Raw genomic sequence first — 15,833 nt, forward strand, 5'->3', positions numbered from 1 at the left:
GCTTCAGGTCGAGCGGACTGTGCATGACCCTGGTTTCGGGTCATGCACCAAATCAGATCTTGAGGCCCAGCCGCTCGACCTCTTCTTTCCTCAGCTTCACATCGTAGTCGAGCAGGAATTCATCGAGTTGCGGCGGCGCGACCGACGTGCCGGAGAGCATCGCGTGCACCTGACCGCGATGGTGGATGTCGTGCAGGAAGACATGCGCGAGGATGTCGCCGATGCGCTCAGGGATCATTCCGTCCTTGCGCCGGTCAGTGATGACCTGACGATCGAGATCGGCTGCCGAGAGCCGGTCGCAAAAAGCGATCAGGCGACGGTCCGCGGCGACCTGGGCGGCAAACAACGCCTGCGGCTGGTCGATCGGCACGAAATCGTCATGGGCGGCAGCACCGACGCCGCCCTCTTCGAGAAAATCGAGATAGAGAAGATCGACCGCAAGGATGTGGTTGAGTGTCGCCTCGATCGACGGGAAGAAACTGGTGCGTTCGGCCGCGAATTCGCCGGGCTTGAGCTGCAGAACAGCACGGTACAGCCGATCATTCGACCAGAGATTGTTACCGGCCATGCGGCGCAGATGGTCAAGCAGGGTCATCACCTCATCCTGCGGATCGAACCAGATACAGACCCGCCCACATAACCGCAAAGCCGGCGAGAACGACCAGCAGCAGCCGGTTCATGCGCCGCCGCATAGCCTGCGTTTCCTCGTCCCGAGCGACTCTCATGTTGGTGATGGTGTGGAACATCATCGTATTGCGCGGAAGGCCGCTGCGGTTGGTCAGGTCGGGCGAGCGCGCCTCGATGCGGTAGCTCAGCCGGATCGCCACGAAGAAGACCGCCAGTATGGCAAGCGCCCAGACACCCGCCAGCAGATAGAATGCCTCCCCCGTCATTCCCTCACCTCTCGTATTTCTCGACCTTCTGCTCGATGGCGCCGAAGATCGAATGACCCGTCCTGTGCTTCATCTCGATGCGTACCGTGTCGCCGAAGCGCAGGAAAGGCGTTTTGGGTGCGCCTGATACAATGGTCTCGATCATGCGCAGTTCGGCGATACAGGAGTAGCCGGCGCCGCCCGCCGACACCGGCTTGCCCGGCCCGCCGTCGAGCTTGTTGGACACGGTGCCGGAGCCGATAATCGTGCCGGCAGCCAGCGGCCTTGTCCTGGCGGCATGGACGATCAGCGCCGGAAAATCGAAAGTCATGTCGACGCCCGCATTGGCCCGCCCGAACGGCTTGCCGTTGAGATCGGCGAGCAGCGGCAGGTTCACCTTGCCGCCATCCCAGGCGTCGCCCAGTTCGTCCGGCGTCACCGCCACAGGCGAAAACGCCGAGGACGGCTTCGATTGGAAGAAGCCAAAACCCTTGGCCAGTTCCGGTCCGGTCAGCGCACGCAGCGTCACGTCATTGACCAGCATCACCAGCCGGATCGCGGCGCGCGCCTCACCGAGGCCGACACCCATCGGCACATCGTCGACGACAACGGCGACTTCCGCCTCCATGTCGATACCGAAGGCTTCGTCAGCCATGCGGATCGGATCGCGTGGTGCGATGAAGGAATCCGAGCCGCCCTGGTAGATCAGCGGGTCGGTCCAGAAGCTCGCCGGCATCTCGACGCCGCGCGCTTTCCGCACCAGTTCGACATGATTCACATAGGCCGAGCCATCCGCCCATTGATAGGCACGCGGCAGCGGCGAATGGGCATTATGCTCGTGGAAGCGTTCCGACGGCACCGCATTGTTCTCCAGCGATTCCGCTATTGTCGCGAGGTGCGGGGCGATGCGCCGCCAGTCGTCGAGCGCTGCCTGCAGCGTGCGCACCAGGAACGAGGCGTCGGTGAAGCGTGTCAGGTCGCGCGACACGACGACGAGTTTTCCGTCGCGCGTCCCATCCTTCAGTGTGGCAAGCTTCATGCGGTTTCCTCTCCTTGTGCAGCTTTCTTGCTGCTTAACTCCACAACAAGGCCGTCGCGGGCGATCGTCAAGTCGCCGGCCCAAGTTTTCCTGACAGCGGTGATCCAGTTGGCCTCGACGATCCCGGAATCGTCGGCCGGAATGAGGTGGTTGAGCACCAGCCGCTTCACGCCGGCATCGCTGGCGATGCGCCCGGCCTCCTCGGCAAAACTGTGGCTGGCAAGCAGATGGTCTCGCAGCCGCGCACCGTTGCCGGTCTTTGCCACCAGCCGCTCGATGCCTTCCTCCAGCATAGCTTCGTGGACGAGGATGTCGGCGCCCTGGGCGAAATCGGCGAGTGGTGGAAAGAAGGCCGTATCGGCGGAAAACACCACGCTTTTCACGCCATGCTCGAAGCGCAGGGCAAAGCAATCGGTCACCGGCGGGTGGTCGACGCGCAGGGCCGAAACCTTGGGGCCGTATTGCTCGACAATCAAGCCTTCGGCGAATTCGCTGATCGAAACCAGCTCGCGAATATCTGGCCGGCCCTCGTCTACGACGCGGATCTCGATGTCGAATTCCATCGCCTGACAAAAGCGCCGCCAGTAATGGCCGGTGCCGGGCGGGCCGAACACGCTGACGGGCGTGGCCAGACCGGCCGTCCAGGCGGTGTGGATCAGCGGCCCGAGCTCCAGCACATGGTCGGAATGCAGATGGGTGATGAAGATCAGGTCGAGTGCCTTCAGGCTGATGCCGGCATCGACCAGACCGCGCGTCACGCCAAGTCCGCAGTCTACGACAATGCTGCGGCCGCCGATCTGCAGCAGTGACGAGCTCGGCCACGGTCCACCCGGTCGAAGTGCCGGACCGCCCTTCGAGCCCAAAAGCACCAGCCGATCCGGCATGGACTCGTAGCTCAAGACCAGTCGCCCTCGGGCGTGCCGTTGAAGCGCTTCTTCAGATCGGCCCAGCAGTCGATGTAATTGTCCTGTCGGGTTTCGAGTTCGGCACCGTAGCGGGTCAGCATCTGCGGGAATCGGGTCTCGAACATGAAGGCCATGGTGTTGTCGAGCTTGACCGGTTTCAAGTCCGCGCGCGAGGCCTTTTCGAAGCCTGAGGCATCCGGCCCATGCGCCAGCATCAGATTGTGCAGGCTGATACCGCCGGGCACGAACCCTTCCTCCTTGGCGTCGTACTGGCCATGGATCAGGCCCATGAACTCGCTCATGATGTTGCGGTGGTACCAGGGCGGCCGGAACGTATCTTCGGCCACCAGCCAGCGCGGCGGGAAGATGACGAAGTCGATGTTGGCGGTGCCTTCCTCGCCGCTCGGCGCGGTCAGTACGGTGAAGATCGACGGGTCGGGATGGTCGAACAGAAGCGCGCCGACCGGCGAAAACGTTGCCAGATCATATTTGTAGGGCGCGTAGTTGCCGTGCCAGGCAACGACGTCGAGCGGCGAATGGCCGATCTCGGTGACATGGAAGTTGCCGCACCATTTCACCGTCAGCCGGCACGGCGTTTCCTTCTCCTCGAACCAGGCGCAAGGCGTCTTGAAATCGCGCGGGTTGGCCAGGCAATTGGCGCCGATGGGGCCACGGTCCGGCAGCGTCAGCTTGGCACCATAGTTTTCGCAGACATAGCCGCGCACTTGGGCATCGACCAGTTCGACCTTGAAGACAAGACCGCGCGGCAGCACAGCGATCTCGCCGGGCCGAAGCTCGATGACGCCCATTTCCGTGACGAAGCGCAGGGCGCCGACCTGCGGCACGATGAGCAGCTCGCCGTCGGCATTGAAGAAATGATCGTCGGCCATCGAGCGGTTGGCGACATAGACGTGTGCCGCCATGCCGGTCTGTCCGAGCACGTCGCCGGCAGTGGTGATGCTGCGCATGCCGGCGATGAAGTCGGTCGGCTCTTTCGGCATCGGCACCGGGTTCCATCGGTACTGGCCAAGCGCCAACTCGTGGTCGCCGACATTGGGCGCGCTCTTCCACAATGGATAGCTCGCCGGCTTGAAGCGGCCGGTGTGCTTCACGCTTGGCCGGATCCGATAGAGCCAGGAGCGCTCATTGGTGCCGCGCGGCGCGGTGAAGGGCGAGCCCGAAAGCTGCTCGGCATAGAGGCCATAGGCCGGCCGCTGCGGCGAGTTCCGCCCCTGCGGCAGCGAGCCGGGCAAGGTTTCGGTTTCGAAGTCGTTGCCGAAACCCGGCATGTAGGAAAAGGCCATCGCTTCCTCCCGGAATTGATCTCAATTGACCAAACTGGTTTCATTTGTAACCATCGAAAATGTAACTATCAATGCCAATGCTTCCACCGGGATACGCAACCATGGAACCGGAAATCCTCGACCTGGAAGACTTCCTGCCCTACCGGCTCTACCGCCTGGCCGACGCCGTCAGCCGGGAATTTGCGGGGATTTACAAGGACAGCCATGGCCTGACTCGGCCGGAATGGCGTACCCTTTCGGGGCTGGGTCAGCATGGGACAATGACGGCGACAGCCCTCGGCGAACAATCGGCCATGCACAAGACCAAGGTTTCGCGCGCCGTTGCCGAGCTTGAGCGACGGCGCTGGCTGATCCGAACTCCCGATGAAAACGACCGCCGCATCGAACATCTGACACTGACCAAAGCCGGCCTTGCCGCCTATCACGAAATGGTCCCGTTGGCGAAAGCGTTCGAGCGGGACTTGCTGGCAAGACTGAACCCCGCCGAGCGGGTGGCCGTCGTCAGTGGAGTGACCGCGCTGGAGGGAGCGCTGGACAGGAATTAGATCGCCAGCGGCTGGCAGGACAAACGGAGGCGCGAACGATCGCGACGCCTCTTATTCGGCGCTACCAGTCCATCACCACCTTGCCAGAGCTGCCGCTGCGCATCGCATCGAAGCCGGTCTGAAAGTCGTCGATGCCGATGCGGTGCGTGATCAGGCCCGAAACATCCAGGGGCCCCTGCACCAGTGCGATCATCTTGTACCAGGTCTCGAACATCTCGCGGCCGTAGATGCCCTTGAGATGCAGCATCTTGAAGATCACCTTGTTCCAGTCGATCTCGAAGCCGGTCGAAGCGATGCCCAAAATGGCGATCTTGCCGCCATTGTTCATGGTGTCGATCATGTCGCGGAAGGCGGGGGCCGCCCCCGACATTTCGAGGCCTACGTCGAAGCCTTCTGTCATGCCGAGCGCCGGCATGACGTCACGGAGCTTTTCCTTCGAGGCGTCGACGACATGCTGCACGCCGAGCTTTTTCGCCAGCGCCAGCCGTACCGGATTGATGTCGGTGATGACCACCTTTCGCGCGCCGACGCATTGCGCCACCAGCGCACCCATGATGCCGATCGGCCCGGCGCCGGTGACCAGCACGTCCTCGCCGACCAGGTCGAAGGACAGAGCGGTGTGGACCGCATTGCCGAGGGGATCGAAGATCGCGGCGATCTCGTCCGGCACGTCGTCGGGGATCGGCACGACATTGTGCTGCGGGATCGCCAGATACTCGCCGAAGGCGCCGGGGCGGTTGACGCCGACACCGAGCGTATTGCGGCACAGATGCCCCCTGCCCGCGCGGCAGTTGCGGCAATGGCCGCAGACAATGTGGCCTTCGCCCGACACGCGCTGGCCGACCTTGTATTCGGTGACCGCGGCGCCGAAATCGGCAACCGTGCCGACGAATTCATGGCCAGTCACCATCGGCACCGGCACCGTCTTCTGCGCCCACTGATCCCAATTGTAGATGTGGACGTCGGTGCCGCAGATCGCGGTCTTCTTCACCTTGATCAGCACATCGTTGGGGCCGATCTCCGGCACCGGCACCTCTTCCATCCAGATGCCCGGCTCGGCCTTGGCTTTCACCAGCGCCTTCATCATGTTCGACATGCTTTTGTCCCTTGAATCTCTTGTTCCGGAATCGCTTTGCGATTTCGGCCTTTCAGGAAATCACCCCGAGTTCGCGCCCAACAGCGGCAAACGCCTCCACCGCCCGATCGATGTCGGCACTGGAATGCGCCGCAGACATCTGCGTGCGGATGCGCGCCTGGCCCTTCGGCACCACCGGGAAGGAAAAACCGATGACATAGATGCCGCGCTTCAGCATGCGTGCCGCCATCTCCTGCGCCAGCGTCGCGTCGCCCAGCATCACCGGAATGATCGGATGATCGGCCCCGGCCAGCGTGAAGCCGAGCTTGCCCATTTGTGACCTGAACCGCGCCGCGTTGGCATATAGGCCCTCGCGCAAGGCGTCGCCATTGCGAACCAGGTCGAAGACCTTGATCGAGGCGCCGGCGATCGCCGGCATCAGCGTGTTGGAAAAGAGATAGGGCCGCGAGCGCTGGCGCAGCCAGTCGACCACCTGCTTTTTGCCCGATGTGTAGCCGCCGGATGCGCCGCCGAGCGCCTTGCCGAGCGTGCCGGTGATGATGTCGACCCTGCCTTCGACGCCGCAATGCTCGGCCGAACCACGGCCGTTCTGGCCGACGAAGCCTACCGCATGGCTGTCGTCGACCATCACCATGGCATCGTACTTGTCGGCGAGGTCGCAGACACCCCTGAGATTGGCGATGATGCCATCCATGGAAAACACGCCGTCGGTGGCGATCAGCCGGAAGCGGCAGTCCTTCGCCTCCTTCAACCGCGCCTCGAGGTCGGTCATGTCGTTGTTGGCGTAGCGGAAGCGTTTTGCCTTCGACAGCCGCACGCCGTCGATGATCGAGGCGTGGTTGAGCGCATCGGAAATGATCGCATCATCCTCGCCGAGCAGCGTCTCGAACAGGCCGCCATTGGCGTCGAAGCAGGAGCCGTAGAGGATGGTGTCCTCCAGGCCGAGGAAGGATGAAATCGTCGCCTCGAGTTGCTTGTGCTCCTCCTGCGTGCCGCAGATGAAGCGCACCGAGGCCATGCCATAGCCATAGCGGTCGAGCGCCTGGCTGGCCGCCGCGCGCAGGTCGGCGCTGTCGGCGAGGCCGAGATAGTTGTTGGCGCAGAAATTAAGCACCTTCTGCCCGCCGACCTCGATCTCGGCAGACTGCGTCGAAGTGATCACCCGCTCGGATTTGTAGAGGCCGGCCGATTTAAGCCCCGCGAGTTCGCTGTCGATGTGAGAGAGAAATGCTGCGGTCATGATCGGGCCTCGTTTGATGTGGGCCGACTGTCGTCCGGCCCGAGCGAAAAATCCATCGCAAAAACGACCGGATCGGTGGGCAGCCGGTCCCGATATACATCGTCATGCGGCCGCGGAAGCGACGTCACGTCAACAAGGCTGACCGACGACCGCTCAAATGCCGACACAGCGCTAAACCAGCCGATAACCATTTCGCGATCTTTAAGCGTTTCCCCATCGCCGTCCGGCTGTCGATTTCCACACCTGTTAACGTTTGCAAGCCAATGGTCCTCGCAACAAGAATCCGTTGGCGAGAGGGCCGCCCCCCAACATGTCGCAGCAGCCGGTGCAAACCATTTCAGGCAAGCTCACATTGCTGATCAAGGCTGGCTACTGGCTGGCCCTGCTGATCATTGCCGCCATGGTGATAGCCTCCTTCATCCTGCTGCAGCAGATGATGGCCACACAACAGCACAACAACACCTTGCTCGACATCGTCAGCACGCAAAAGACGCTGTCGCAGCGCATCGTCTTCCTTGCCGGTGCAACGAGTTCTGGTACGCGCGACAAGCAGCCGGCGCTCGTCAGCGCGCTCAAGCAGGCGACGGCGGAGTTCGAAACGAACTACGATCTGCTGCTCGAGCAGACCAACGCCGACCCGATGTCGCCGGCCCGTTTGGACCCGAAATCGACCGAGAGCGTGCTGTTCGCCAAGCCGTTCCATCTTGATTATTTCTCGGTAGGCCTTGTCGCCAATGGCAAGCGGCTGATTTCATCCTTTGAATCCCAGCTGACGGGCGCCAGTGACGGCTACAAGGGCAGCGGCGAGCGCGTCAATCTCGATGCCTCTGTCGCCAACGCGACCTTGTCGGGCTACGCAGCCCTTGGTCAGCGTATCAGCGCCGATGCCGACGAGCGCTCCGAGAAGCTGCTCGCGCTTCACCGCACGCTGTTCTACGCCACCCTCGGCGTCATCGTGCTGGTGGCGCTCTTCATCTTCAGGCCGATGTCGAACGCCATCCTGCGCAAGACGCATGAGCTGATCGACGCGCGCAATTCGATGGCCTTCATCGCGGTGCATGACGGCCTCACCGGCCTGCACAACCGCACGTTCCTCACTGATCATTTCGATACGCTGATCAAGGGCACGCAACGCCGTCGCGAGCGCCTTGCCGTCGTCCAGCTCGACCTCGACCGGTTCAAGCAGATCAACGATACGCTCGGCCACGCCGCCGGCGACTATGTGCTGGTCGTCACCGCGCAGCGCATGCGCGATTCCTGCCGGGCATCGGACCTGTGCGTGCGCCTGGGCGGCGATGAGTTCGTCATGATCCTGGGCGGTGCGGGCGGCACCGAAGACATCAACATGCTGGCGCGGCGCATCCTGGCCCACATCAACGAGCCCATCATCTTTCAGGGCACGACCATCCTTCCGGGCGCCAGCGCCGGCATCGCCGTTTACCCGATCGACGCCGACAATGCGCAGGATCTTCTGGTCCACGCCGATCTGGCGCTCTACTCCGCCAAGAAGCTGGGAGGCGGCAACTTCTCCTTCTTCTCCGAGGAATTGCGCCGCGAACTCGACTATCGCAAGCAGCTCGAGCACGACATCAAGGTCGCCATCGCGGACCGGGCGTTCCAGGTCTATTTCCAGCCGCAGGTTTCGCTGACCAACGGCACGATCAGCGGCATCGAGGCGCTGGTGCGCTGGAACCATGCCGAGCGCGGCATGATCCCGCCTGGCGAATTCATTCCGGTCGCCGAGAAATGCGGCTTCATGCCCGAGATCGGCCGCATCGTCATCACCAAGGCGATCAACGAAGCCGCCGAATGGAACCGCGCCGGCATTGCCTTCGGGCGGCTTGCCGTCAATGTCTCCGGCACCGAACTGCGCGAGCATGATTTCGACGCGTTCCTGTTCTCGACGTTGGAAAAGGCCGGATTGCCGCCACAGAAACTGTCGCTGGAAATCGTCGAATCCGTCATTCTCGACGACGAGAAGACCGGCATCGCCGCCAAGCTGCGCCACATCAGGGCAGCCGGCGTCCATCTTGAACTCGATGATTTCGGCACCGGCTATGCCTCGCTCAGCCATGTCAACCCGAACGAGATCGACCGGCTGAAGATCGACCGCCGCTTCGTCCAGAACATCCATGAGAATGGCGACAACTCGAAGATCGTGCGCGCCATCACCGAGCTGGCGCGTGGCCTCGGCATCTCGATCGTTGCCGAAGGTGCTGAAACCGAGGCCGAACTCGATTCGCTGATGGCTATCGGCTGCGACCAGGTCCAGGGCTATTCGATCGCCTTCCCGATGCCGCAGGACAAGGCGCTGGAATGGCTGACTGCCCGCATGCCGAAGAAGGCCAAGCTGACGGTGCTGCAAGGAAGCCTGGCCTAGGTCCTGCCCAAAGCGCGTCGCGCTTGAGCGGAGTCATGCGGCGCGCTTTGTGTCCTTGTTCTGTTGATGTCGTTGTCCCAAAACCGCTGCGCACTTTTGGGCGACATACACCGGCCGCCTCGACAAGCAGCCATCGACATGACGGCCTGTCGTGATCGCAACCGGATATTGCGGGTGATGACACCGTTTCGGTTTGTCGTGGCGGCACTGTCGATCCTTGCGTTCCCCGCCCATGGGGCGGATCGCACCATCTATCTCACCTTCGACGATGGACCGCTGAACGGCACCAGCAATATCCTCGACGTGCTGGAAGCCGAGCAGGTTCCAGCGACCATGTTCACGGTCGGCATGCACGCGCAGGCGAGTGCCGCAAACAGGGCGCTCGTCCAACGCGCCAGACAGCTTCCGCTGGTGACGCTCGGCAACCACAGCTACAGCCACGCCAACAACCGCTACCAGCATTATTATGCCGACATCGAAGGCGTCGTCGCCGACATGGTGCGGGCAAACGCGGTGCTCGGCCTCAAGCCCGTGGTGCATGCACGGCTGCCGGGGCGCGACGTGTTCAGGCTGCCCTCGATGTCGAAGAACGACACCTCGCTTGGCCTTGCCCAGGAAGGCCGCGAGGAGCCCGACTACGAGTTTGTCGCCGCCTCAGGCTTCTATCTCTACGGCTGGGATCACGAATGGGTGCACAAGGACAGCGGCGAGCCCGTCAGTGAGATCGATCATCTGTTCGGCTACGGCCGCTTCGTCAAACCCGGCAAGCTGATCCTGTTGATGCATGACGAGATGTTCCAGGACGGTTTTGATGGCAAGACGAAGCTGACCAATCTGATCGCCGCGCTGAAGCTGCGCCACTACACCTTCGGGGCCATCAAGGGCTACGACGACTGAGCCAGTCCGACTTTAGCTTTCCACATTGGCCCGCAACACCGCCAGCACCTGTGCGAACTCCGCCAGCCGCTCGTCGGGCAATCCCACCCGCAGCCGCTTGTCGAAGACAAGTGCTGCCTTGCGCAGTGTCTCGAACATCGCTTCTCCCGCCTCGGTCAGTTCGACGAGATGAACCCGGCGGTTGACGGGATCGCGGCGGCGCGTCAGCAGGCCCTGTGTCTCCATCGCGTTGAGATGATGGGTCAACGTCGCGCCCTGGATGCCGATCATGCCGGCGAGCTCGCGCTGATTGGCAAGCTTGCTCGACTTGACCGACAACAGAGTGAGCCAGACGGGCAGCGTACCGCCGGCTTCGACCAAGGCAGCGTCAAAAGCCTGGGCGACAAGCTTGGCGGTGCGGCCGAGATTCATGCCGACTGGCGGGCGGTCGAAAGGCGTCATCGTCAGACACTAGAACAAGGGAACGGCCGATGGAACTGGCACCGGTTTATACATTGACACCTAACCGTTAGATATCTAACTGTATGGCAATGGCGGACGAAAGAGGAGATCCTGTCATGCAGTATGTCTATATCGTCGTTATCGGCCTTCACGTCATGGCCGGTGTTTTCTGGGCCGGCACCACGATCACGCTGGCACGCGATCCCGATATCCGAGCCGAGCGCTTCATCCAGCCGCAGATGGGCGCGGCCGGCATGGTTTTCCTGACCGGAGCGCTGCTCTGGTATTTCTTCCATGGCGCCTATTTCGGCTCGATGGAAATGGTGCTGGCGCTTGGCATCCTGACCGCTTTCGCCGCCGCCGGCGTACTCGGCGGCATGGTCAGGGCGCCCAGCAGACGGCTTGCCGGTGCGAATGCGGAAACCGAAACGCAACTGCGCGCCAAAATGGCAACGGGTGAGCGCATTGCCGCGTGGCTGCTGGTCGTCACCGTGCTCTGCATGGCCGTCGCCAGGATGGTTTGAGACGCAGCACAACCTCACAGAATCGTACGTTGTCTGGCGCCGAGCCAGTGACGTGCGGGCGCGCGGTCAGGCCGGCGTACACGGGCTCTCGTACGCAGGTCCGGCCGCGCGCCACCATAGCTGCCAATTGCAGTAGCAGGCCTTCTCAGGTCAGCTTCTTACAGGCCTGGTTTTCGAGTGCCTCCAAGAAGGCGGCAGGCTCCCATTTCGCATCGAGCGCGCGGCGGAAAAGTGCCTGTTGGGTTTCCGGTGCAAGGCCGCCGAGCGGCGGGTCACGATCCAGATTGGTCGGGAAGGAATACCCCTCCGCCGAACTCGCTATGGCATTGTCCGCCGCCCCCCTGGTCAGACTGCCCTCTTCCAGCATGCGTTTCAGCGCGGGATAGAGAACCGCGCTCATCCGCGTGCGATCCACGCTCTCCATGGCGCGGCCATAGGCTGATGACACCTGCAGCAGGTTCGCCATGCGCTGGATAATCGCGGACCGGTTGGTGCCGGCGGCGTGGAACAGGGCCGGATTGAAGAACGCCGCATCACCCTTCTGCAGGGGCAGTTGAACGTGGTGCTCGGCGAAATAGGCCTGGAATTCGGGGCGGTTCATCGCAAGGTATCCGGGAAGATAGGTCTGCGAGTAAGGCAGGTAGAGCGTGGGCCCGCTTTCCACCGGCATGTCGCAATGGGCGACGGCACCCTGCAGCGTCAACACGGGCGAAATCCGATGGACATGCACCGGATAGCGTTCGATGACCGACGCGGTCTGGAAGCCAAGATGATAATCCCGGTGCGCCGACTGCGACGCGCCGCCCGGCCTGACATTGTTCACCTGAGACGTCAGCTGGTATGCCGGTCCTAGCCATGCTTCCGATATCAACGCGACAATGTCGTTGCCGTAGTAGGCGGCAAAGGTTGCCGGGTCGCGCAGGCAAAGCTTCTCCAGCGCATTCCATATCCGGTCGTTGGCGCCGGGTTTGGCAAAATGGTCGCCACCACCTGCCCCGGCCGCACGCTCTTCAGCGATAATGGCGTTGAACGCTGCCGTCGCCGCATCGATGGGCGCCACGTCGTCGAACGCGCCACGGAAGACGACGACACCCGGGCCATCGGTCATCGCCTCGACCCACTCGGCGAGAAGAACCTTGCGCCTGTGCGGATCGGCAGCAGCGGCCCGTACCGAGGCTCCGTCGTAGATCAGCACATTTTTCTGGACCTCGGTCGCGAACGGATAGTCAGCCAGGTTTGTCGCCCGCTGCGTCAACGCGGCGAAGTCGTCGATGCTGCACATGTCGGCGGTGAGCCAAACGCGATCGGATCTGAGCTTGGCGGAATTGTCGGTTTTCATGGCATCCTCCCTCTGGTCTTGTCTCGACTGGATGGTGGAAGTATAGCTTTAGCTGACATGAGGCACACAGCTGGAACACCTCAAAAACACCTCACAGTTGATCAGGTCCACTGATGTCGCATCCATTTCTGGTAAAAGACATTGCACTGCAGGCCGGCGTCAGCATCGCCACTGTCGACCGTGTTCTGCATGGACGCAGCGGCGTGCGTCAGCACACCATTCGCAGGATCGAGCAGGCGATCCGCGAACTGGAGACACAACGCTCCCAGGTCGGCTTGTCCGGGCGCAAGTTCATTCTCGATCTGGTCATGGAGGCTCCGGTGCGCTTTACCGAAGCGGTGCGAGCGGCGCTGGAAGCCGAGATGCCTGGCCTGCACCCGGCCGTGTTTCGGGCGCGCTATCATCTCGCAGAACTACGGGCGGCGGCAAACACCGTCTCGCTGCTTGACGCGATTGCCCGCCGCGGCAGCAACGGCATTTTTCTCAAGGCGCCTGACGTACCCGAGATAGCGGCCGCTGTGGATCGGGTTGTCCAGTCGGGGATACCTGTCGTCACACTTGTCACCGATCTGCCGAACAGCCGCCGGCTGGCCTATGTCGGCGTCGACAACCGCGCCGCCGGCGAAACGGCTGCCTACCTGATCGGCGCATGGCTTGGTAAAAGGCGCGCCGATGTCCTTGTCACCCTCAGCAGCAGCCGGTTCCGGGGCGAGGAAGAGCGCGAAATGGGCTTCCGCCGGGCCCTGCGCGAGCACTTTGCCGACCTTGGGGTCGTCGACGTCAGCGAAGGGCACGGCATCGATCGCCCGACGGGCGATTTGGTCCGCACCGCACTGACACATCATCCCGACATTGCGGCCGTGTATTCCATCGGGGGTGGAAACGCGTCCATCGTGCAGGCATTCGCCGAACTGAAACGGCCCTGCGGGGTGTTCATTGGCCACGATCTCGACGTCGACAATTTCGAATTGTTGCGAAGCCGGCGGATCTCAGCCGTCCTGCATCACGATCTCAGGCAGGACATGCGCACGGCATGCGTTCACATCATGCGGGCACAGGGCGCATTGCCGAAGTCGGTCGCGCCAGTCGCGTCCAACATCCAGATCATCACGCCGTTCAACATGCCAACCTAACGACCCGGGCATCAGATCCGCAGACCGAACCTGATGCCGTCATAGATGGCGGCATGGATGTTGCGCGAGGCGACGGCGTCGCCGATGCGGAACAGCACGAAGCGCGCTTCTGGATTGCGTGCCGGAAAGATGTCGCCACCGCTCACCAGCCGCTCGTAATCCACTGCGCCGCCATTCTTCGACAGCGGCTTCAGGGACAAATAGAGATCGTCGAGCGGCAACGTGCCGTGCTCGACCACCACCTGGTCGACCCGCCGCTCGCCGCGCCAGCCGTTGGTGAAATCCGAAGCCAGTTCCGCGACCAGCTGATTGCCCTCGCGCCGCACCGACCGCAGCCGCGTGTTGATGGTGATGGTGACGCCCTTTTCCTGGAAAGCGCGCATATAGGGCACGTGGTTCATGCCGCCCATTTCCGGCGCGAAGAAGCGCTCGGGCGAGACGAGTTCGAGTTTCGAGCCGGCATTGGCGATCAGTTCGGCCGCGCCCATGCCCTGATGGCCGCCATTGTCGTCAAAAAGCAGCACATTTTCGGCCGGCTTGACGCTGCCCGCCATGATGTCCCAGCTCGAGGTGACGAGGTTGTCGCCGGCCGTCAGCGGCGGGTTCTGCGGCAGGCCGCCAGTGGCGACCACCACCACGTCTGGCGACAGCGCCAGAACGTCGTCCTGCTCCGCCCAGGTGTCATAGCGGATCTCGACGCCGAGCCGGTCGAGTTCGGCCAGCCGCCAGTCGATGATGCCGATCAATTCCTTGCGGCGCGGATTCTGCGTCGCCAGCCGAATTTGACCACCGGCCTGGCTCGAGGCTTCGAGCACCGTCACCTTGTGGCCCCTCTCGGCGGCGACCCGCGCAACCTCCAGCCCGCCGGCGCCGGCGCCGACGACGACGACGTTCTGCTGCGGTCCTTCGGCCCTAGCGATGATGTGCGGAATATCGGCCTCGCGGCCGGTCGCCGCATTGTGGATGCACAGCGCCTCGCCGCCTTCGTAGATGCGGTCGAGGCAATATGTGGCGCCCACGCAAGGACGGATCTCGTGCTCGCGGCCTTCCATCACCTTGCGGATGATGTGCGGATCGGCGATGTGGGCGCGGGTCATGCCGACCATGTCGAGCTTGCCGGTGGCGATGGCGTGGCGCGCGGTGGCGACATCGGAAATCCGCGCTGCATGGAAGGTCGGGAATTTTGTCGCCGCCCTCACCTCGCCGGCGAAATCGAGATGCGGCGAAGAGCGCATGCCGGCCACCGGGATGACCTTGGTCAATGCTGCGTCACTCTCGATCGAGCCGCGGATGATGTTGAGGAAATCGACCTTGCCGGAGTTGGCTAGCCGCCTGGCGATCTCGACGCCCTCCTGTTTCGACAGGCCTTTCTCGAAATCCTCGTCGGCGACCATGCGGATGCCGACCACGAACTTTTCGCCGACCGCCGCGCGCACGGCATCGAGCACAATGTTGGTGAAGCGCAGGCGGTTGTCGAGCGAGCCGCCGAACTCGTCGTCGCGCTGATTGGTGGCCGGCGACCAGAAGCCGTCGAGCAGATGGCCGTAGGCTTCGAATTCGATGCCGTCGAGGCCCGCGGCCTTGCACCGCTGCGCGGCCGAGGCATAGTCGGCGACGATGCGCTCCATGTCCCAGTCCTCGATGGTCTTGGGAAAAGCGCGATGCGCCGGCTCGCGGACCGGCGAGGCCGAGAGCACCGGCAGCCAGTCGGCCTTGTTCCAGCCGGTGCGGCGGCCGAGATGGGTGATCTGGATCATCACCTTGCAGTCGTGCTCGTGACAGGCATCGGCGAGCTCAGCAAGCCACGGCACGATCCGGTCGTCATAGACATGCAGATTGCCGAAGGCGGCCGGACTGTCGCGGGAGACGATGGCCGAGCCGGCGGTCATGGTCAGCGCCATGCCGCCCTTGGCCTTCTCGGCGTGGTAGAGCCGGTAGCGTTCTTTCGGCATGCCGTCCTCGGAATAGGCCGGCTCATGGCTGGTCGACATGACCCGGTTCTTCAGCGTCAGATGCTTGAGCTGATAGGGCTGGAGAAGCGGATCGTTGCTGGTCATCGTCTTCCTGCTGTTTCAAATTGTGCAGAAGCAGCGTGCGCGCTGCTTCTGATCCTATTTT

The 15,833-nt window shown here is 62.7% G+C and carries 15 protein-coding genes; 5 read left to right on the forward strand and 10 right to left on the reverse strand.

Going from position 1 to position 15,833, the window contains the following annotated elements; translation table 11 throughout:
* Positions 1–52: 52 nt before the first annotated feature.
* From AC1RZR_RS25515 to hmgA, 5 genes are read right to left on the reverse strand one after another with little or no spacing between them, the layout of a single operon-like run.
* Positions 53–595, reverse strand: coding sequence for a DinB family protein (locus AC1RZR_RS25515; protein ID WP_477275787.1), 543 nt, complete (start codon positions 593–595; stop codon positions 53–55).
* 4 nt (positions 596–599) lie between these two features.
* The gene (locus AC1RZR_RS25520) at positions 600–893 is read right to left on the reverse strand and encodes a hypothetical protein (RefSeq protein ID WP_481826366.1); all 294 of its coding nucleotides are present in this window, start codon (positions 891–893) and stop codon (positions 600–602) included.
* A gap of 4 nt (positions 894–897) precedes the next feature.
* Positions 898–1,911: a fumarylacetoacetate hydrolase family protein gene (locus tag AC1RZR_RS25525; protein WP_481826367.1), complete on the reverse strand. Its 1,014-nt coding sequence runs from the start codon at positions 1,909–1,911 to the stop codon at positions 898–900.
* The gene (locus tag AC1RZR_RS25530) at positions 1,908–2,795 is read right to left on the reverse strand and encodes an MBL fold metallo-hydrolase (protein ID WP_481829118.1); all 888 of its coding nucleotides are present in this window, start codon (positions 2,793–2,795) and stop codon (positions 1,908–1,910) included. The genes AC1RZR_RS25525 and AC1RZR_RS25530 overlap by 4 nt, the downstream gene beginning before the upstream one ends.
* A gap of 11 nt (positions 2,796–2,806) precedes the next feature.
* Positions 2,807–4,120 carry a homogentisate 1,2-dioxygenase gene (hmgA, locus tag AC1RZR_RS25535; protein ID WP_481826368.1) on the reverse strand — a complete coding sequence of 438 codons (1,314 nt, stop codon included), beginning with the start codon at positions 4,118–4,120 and terminating at the stop codon, positions 2,807–2,809.
* 101 nt (positions 4,121–4,221) lie between these two features.
* Here hmgA and AC1RZR_RS25540 point away from each other — a divergent pair, with 101 nt between their 5' ends.
* Positions 4,222–4,665 carry a MarR family winged helix-turn-helix transcriptional regulator gene (locus AC1RZR_RS25540; protein ID WP_481826369.1) on the forward strand — a complete coding sequence of 148 codons (444 nt, stop codon included), beginning with the start codon at positions 4,222–4,224 and terminating at the stop codon, positions 4,663–4,665.
* Positions 4,666–4,726: 61 nt separating this feature from the next.
* On the opposite strand, the gene tdh is transcribed toward AC1RZR_RS25540, so the two are convergent.
* Both tdh and AC1RZR_RS25550 read right to left on the reverse strand, forming a co-directional pair.
* Positions 4,727–5,761 (reverse strand): L-threonine 3-dehydrogenase, encoded by a 1,035-nt coding sequence (gene tdh / locus AC1RZR_RS25545; RefSeq protein ID WP_192252963.1) that lies wholly within the window; start codon positions 5,759–5,761, stop codon positions 4,727–4,729.
* Between the two features lie 52 nt (positions 5,762–5,813).
* Positions 5,814–7,001, reverse strand: a complete 1,188-nt coding sequence (locus AC1RZR_RS25550) for a glycine C-acetyltransferase (RefSeq protein ID WP_477275798.1) — start codon at positions 6,999–7,001, stop codon at positions 5,814–5,816.
* Positions 7,002–7,311: 310 nt separating this feature from the next.
* Between AC1RZR_RS25550 and AC1RZR_RS25555 the strand changes: the two genes are divergently transcribed.
* The gene (locus AC1RZR_RS25555) at positions 7,312–9,381 is read left to right on the forward strand and encodes a putative bifunctional diguanylate cyclase/phosphodiesterase (RefSeq protein WP_477275800.1); all 2,070 of its coding nucleotides are present in this window, start codon (positions 7,312–7,314) and stop codon (positions 9,379–9,381) included.
* 177 nt (positions 9,382–9,558) lie between these two features.
* Entirely contained in the window at positions 9,559–10,278 is a 720-nt protein-coding gene (locus tag AC1RZR_RS25560; RefSeq protein WP_481829119.1) for a polysaccharide deacetylase family protein, read from the forward strand.
* A gap of 12 nt (positions 10,279–10,290) precedes the next feature.
* Here AC1RZR_RS25560 and AC1RZR_RS25565 read toward each other — a convergent pair whose 3' ends face one another.
* The gene (locus AC1RZR_RS25565) at positions 10,291–10,719 is read right to left on the reverse strand and encodes a MarR family winged helix-turn-helix transcriptional regulator (RefSeq protein ID WP_379096057.1); all 429 of its coding nucleotides are present in this window, start codon (positions 10,717–10,719) and stop codon (positions 10,291–10,293) included.
* A gap of 116 nt (positions 10,720–10,835) precedes the next feature.
* On the opposite strand from AC1RZR_RS25565, the gene AC1RZR_RS25570 reads away from it, so the two are divergent.
* A complete protein-coding gene (locus AC1RZR_RS25570) occupies positions 10,836–11,243 on the forward strand; it encodes a hypothetical protein (RefSeq protein ID WP_477275804.1) in 408 nt (135 codons plus the stop codon).
* Positions 11,244–11,388: 145 nt separating this feature from the next.
* Here AC1RZR_RS25570 and AC1RZR_RS25575 read toward each other — a convergent pair whose 3' ends face one another.
* Positions 11,389–12,582 (reverse strand): phytanoyl-CoA dioxygenase family protein, encoded by a 1,194-nt coding sequence (locus tag AC1RZR_RS25575; RefSeq protein ID WP_477275806.1) that lies wholly within the window; start codon positions 12,580–12,582, stop codon positions 11,389–11,391.
* A 113-nt stretch (positions 12,583–12,695) separates the two neighbouring features.
* Between AC1RZR_RS25575 and AC1RZR_RS25580 the strand changes: the two genes are divergently transcribed.
* Positions 12,696–13,715, forward strand: coding sequence for a LacI family DNA-binding transcriptional regulator (locus AC1RZR_RS25580; RefSeq protein ID WP_481826370.1), 1,020 nt, complete (start codon positions 12,696–12,698; stop codon positions 13,713–13,715).
* A gap of 11 nt (positions 13,716–13,726) precedes the next feature.
* Here the strand turns inward: AC1RZR_RS25580 and AC1RZR_RS25585 are convergent, their stop codons facing one another.
* Positions 13,727–15,772: an oxidoreductase gene (locus tag AC1RZR_RS25585; protein WP_477275810.1), complete on the reverse strand. Its 2,046-nt coding sequence runs from the start codon at positions 15,770–15,772 to the stop codon at positions 13,727–13,729.
* Between the last annotated feature and the right edge of the window lie 61 nt (positions 15,773–15,833).

The sequence above is a fragment of the Mesorhizobium bavaricum genome, assembly GCF_056781655.1.

What these genes read in the sequence shown, in the direction of transcription:
- AC1RZR_RS25580 (WP_481826370.1), top strand. Translation starts at nt 12,696, where the DNA reads ATGTCGCATCCATTTCTGGTAAAAGACATTGCACTGCAGGCCGGCGTC.
- AC1RZR_RS25555 (WP_477275800.1), top strand. Translation starts at nt 7,312, where the DNA reads ATGTCGCAGCAGCCGGTGCAAACCATTTCAGGCAAGCTCACATTGCTG.
- AC1RZR_RS25550 (WP_477275798.1), bottom strand. Translation starts at nt 7,001, where the DNA reads ATGACCGCAGCATTTCTCTCTCACATCGACAGCGAACTCGCGGGGCTT.
- AC1RZR_RS25520 (WP_481826366.1), bottom strand. Translation starts at nt 893, where the DNA reads ATGACGGGGGAGGCATTCTATCTGCTGGCGGGTGTCTGGGCGCTTGCC.
- AC1RZR_RS25525 (WP_481826367.1), bottom strand. Translation starts at nt 1,911, where the DNA reads ATGAAGCTTGCCACACTGAAGGATGGGACGCGCGACGGAAAACTCGTC.
- AC1RZR_RS25570 (WP_477275804.1), top strand. Translation starts at nt 10,836, where the DNA reads ATGCAGTATGTCTATATCGTCGTTATCGGCCTTCACGTCATGGCCGGT.
- AC1RZR_RS25515 (WP_477275787.1), bottom strand. Translation starts at nt 595, where the DNA reads ATGACCCTGCTTGACCATCTGCGCCGCATGGCCGGTAACAATCTCTGG.
- AC1RZR_RS25540 (WP_481826369.1), top strand. Translation starts at nt 4,222, where the DNA reads ATGGAACCGGAAATCCTCGACCTGGAAGACTTCCTGCCCTACCGGCTC.
- tdh (WP_192252963.1), bottom strand. Translation starts at nt 5,761, where the DNA reads ATGTCGAACATGATGAAGGCGCTGGTGAAAGCCAAGGCCGAGCCGGGC.
- AC1RZR_RS25575 (WP_477275806.1), bottom strand. Translation starts at nt 12,582, where the DNA reads ATGAAAACCGACAATTCCGCCAAGCTCAGATCCGATCGCGTTTGGCTC.
- AC1RZR_RS25565 (WP_379096057.1), bottom strand. Translation starts at nt 10,719, where the DNA reads ATGACGCCTTTCGACCGCCCGCCAGTCGGCATGAATCTCGGCCGCACC.
- AC1RZR_RS25530 (WP_481829118.1), bottom strand. Translation starts at nt 2,795, where the DNA reads ATGCCGGATCGGCTGGTGCTTTTGGGCTCGAAGGGCGGTCCGGCACTT.
- AC1RZR_RS25585 (WP_477275810.1), bottom strand. Translation starts at nt 15,772, where the DNA reads ATGACCAGCAACGATCCGCTTCTCCAGCCCTATCAGCTCAAGCATCTG.
- hmgA (WP_481826368.1), bottom strand. Translation starts at nt 4,120, where the DNA reads ATGGCCTTTTCCTACATGCCGGGTTTCGGCAACGACTTCGAAACCGAA.
- AC1RZR_RS25560 (WP_481829119.1), top strand. Translation starts at nt 9,559, where the DNA reads ATGACACCGTTTCGGTTTGTCGTGGCGGCACTGTCGATCCTTGCGTTC.